The 2,609-nt window shown below is 37.2% G+C and carries 3 protein-coding genes and 1 pseudogene; all 4 read right to left on the bottom strand.

Translation table 11 applies throughout. From position 1 onward, the window contains the following. Positions 1 to 128: 128 nt before the first annotated feature. Positions 129 to 523, bottom strand: a pseudogene (locus LBH98_04890) (IS1 family transposase). Positions 524 to 593: 70 nt separating this feature from the next. Continuing rightward, complete coding sequence (locus LBH98_04885; GenBank protein ID MDR0304092.1) at positions 594 to 740, bottom strand: hypothetical protein; 147 nt, start codon at positions 738 to 740, stop codon at positions 594 to 596. A 388-nt stretch (positions 741 to 1,128) separates the two neighbouring features. Beyond that, positions 1,129 to 2,253: an ISAs1 family transposase gene (locus LBH98_04880; protein MDR0304091.1), complete on the bottom strand. Its 1,125-nt coding sequence runs from the start codon at positions 2,251 to 2,253 to the stop codon at positions 1,129 to 1,131. Between the two features lie 93 nt (positions 2,254 to 2,346). Continuing rightward, the gene (locus LBH98_04875) at positions 2,347 to 2,580 is read right to left on the bottom strand and encodes a hypothetical protein (protein ID MDR0304090.1); all 234 of its coding nucleotides are present in this window, start codon (positions 2,578 to 2,580) and stop codon (positions 2,347 to 2,349) included. Positions 2,581 to 2,609: the final 29 nt, after the last annotated feature.

Below are 2,609 nucleotides of genomic sequence, written 5' to 3'. Positions count from 1 at the left end.
CCTCATAAATGTCCCTTTAATCCTCATTCCGACGGTGTTTTTTCCGTTATCTGTTTTTTGATGTCTTCTTCTTGTTTCGGCGTTAATTTGCCTTACACTCCCACCGGGCTTCCCATTTTGGTCGTGTGCTAAAGTAAATGAAACGGAAATTTTCTGGAAAAAAACCAAAAGTTTATAACTAAACTAACGACGATACGGTGCATAAGGTGGAGTTTAGAAAAACGAATTCCTTTTCTGACAAGTCTGGCACACCAAGTTCGCAAAGAGAGGTGCTTTCTTTCAATTTTTTGGGTGTTGCGCTTACCTGTAACTACAACACTTCCTTTAATTCGGTTTTTATAGGCATAATTGTCATCTGAATAGATAATTTCAATATTAAATGGAGTAAGGAGTTTCTGTAATTCGTCAAGGTTTTTATGCTCCCTTGTACCAAAACAATACGCAAGCGGTACACCTGTGTTATATGGTCTATTGCCCACCAGAGCCAATATTGCTGAGATTTATCATGGACAAAGGACCACATTTCATCTATCTCAGCTTCATCAATATCAACTTGTTCGGATGATACAATTTCAATATCTGTAACTTGATTGTCATGAAGGTAATTGTAATTCACTTGCCATGCCCAATTTTCCGTTTTTTAAAATAGCTGTTACAGTATCTTTTGAAATTCCAAGAATCCGCCCTGTCGCACGCGTTCCATTGCAGTCTACAGCCATGGCTATTACTTGCTCCCGGATTTTTGGGTTGTGTCCTTTGTAAGTGTATTCCTCTACAAAATTACGATGGCTGCATTCAGCATTATTACAGTTGTATACTTGTTTTCCTGTTTTGTTATGTCCGTTTTTTGAAACTTTATCGCTTCCTCAATGCGGACATTTTACTGCTATTGTTTTTATAACCACAATAATTTCCACCTTTCGCTGTGATAATCATTATATCGGCTTTTTGATAAAATACTTTAGCACACCACCGATTTTTGATTTATCTATCAAAATAAAATATAATTGTATGAAAAAACTATAATTTTGAAATTTTTGAAAAATAACCCACGTCAAAAGCATGACAAAATTCGTGAAACAAACACAAACCAATAAAATTTTGCGAAAATCATTAAAAATTCGCCTTTCAAATTTCAAACAGTTTTTCCATAAACCCTATCGGGTCACAAGCAATATGCAGCCGTTTCCCCCGCAAACTTGTATATTTATCGCCAATTTGAGCGGTTTTAAGAATAGCAAGAACAAATTTCCTGATAATATTAAGGTTTTCAGCGCATTGTTTATCTAAAACAGGACTTTCGTCCTCACGCAGCGTCGTATCCAATAGCCAATGATAACTTTCAACCTGCCAATGCGAACGAATCGCTCGCGCAAAAAGGGGAGCGTCAATTCCTAAACTGCTGATAAAATACCGGGTTTCTACAGTTGTTTTGCCGTTTTTTGTTGTTGTGTTGCGTGTCATACCGATAGACTTTAGTCCTTCCCATTCATCCCTTTGCGCTAACCATGAAACATCGTCTGTTTGCCAATATTCGCGTCTCTCTATCCCGCCTCGCGCCTTTTCCGTCGTGTGATGTTTCGCGCTCTTTCCCAAAAATTCTTTATCCTCAAAATACAATTTTACCTCATCATAAAAATTATGCTGATTCCCCTTCAACGCCAATACATAATCGCCCTTCTTTTCTATGATTTTCTTCACGATGTCTTTTTGCGTCCCCATGGCGTCTGTTGTTACAATCTGTTTCTCTATGTTTAATCTGTCTAATAGCTTCGGTATCGCGGTAATTTCATTGGATTTATCGCTGACTCGTTCTTGTCCCCAACATAATTTGTTTTCATCAACCGCGCTTACTATGTGATTCGGTTTCTGTTTGGCTGTCGCGTTCCCGCGTTGTGTTTTACCGTCTATCGCAAGTATTTTGCGAAGTTTGCCCTTTTGATTCATTGCCAAAAGTTCATTCCATTGTTGTAGAAAATTATTCAGATACTGCGGCGATACGCTCCCCATAACCCGGCGCATTGTGTCATATCCTGGAATCCCGTTTGGCAGTTCAAGATATTTACCAAGCAAGTCCGTGTGATATGTTGCCCATATCTGTATATCTTTCATCCTATCGCAATTCGCGAGCGTGGATATTATGCAAATCGCTATAATGTCGCCTATTTTGTGCAGCACCTTCCATTCTTCCCGATTATCCTCGATATTGTTCAACCGTTCTAAAAATTCTTCCAACCATGCTTCTTTTTTCATTTTCATCAACCTTTCTGGTTGATTTTATCATATTTATTCCGCTTTGTCACAGCGTGTAACTGTTTTGTAATTTTTCATGCTTTTGACGTGATATTAATACCAACTCAATAACATTTCATCTGGTAAATTATTAATATTTTTTCTAATCATGGTAAAAACATGATTTCGATAAAATGTTGATTTTATATCATTCTCGGCTAATTTTTCTATTTCAGGCATATCATCTTTTTTATTGTATAATAATATACCCGGTTCACCGTCTTTTTCCGGCTGGTACAAATATCTGATAATTCCATTTTCATTGCTTAATAACTTTGTGAGAACCATATAATATAATCACCTTTCTTTCTCGACTG

Source organism: Chitinispirillales bacterium, from assembly GCA_031254455.1.
In the GTDB taxonomy this organism is placed as follows: domain Bacteria; phylum Fibrobacterota; class Chitinivibrionia; order Chitinivibrionales; family Chitinivibrionaceae; genus WRFX01.
This window is presented reverse-complemented; position numbering and strand designations above follow the sequence as displayed.

What these genes read in the sequence shown, in the direction of transcription:
- LBH98_04875 (MDR0304090.1), bottom strand. Translation starts at nt 2,580, where the DNA reads ATGGTTCTCACAAAGTTATTAAGCAATGAAAATGGAATTATCAGATAT.
- LBH98_04880 (MDR0304091.1), bottom strand. Translation starts at nt 2,253, where the DNA reads ATGAAAAAAGAAGCATGGTTGGAAGAATTTTTAGAACGGTTGAACAAT.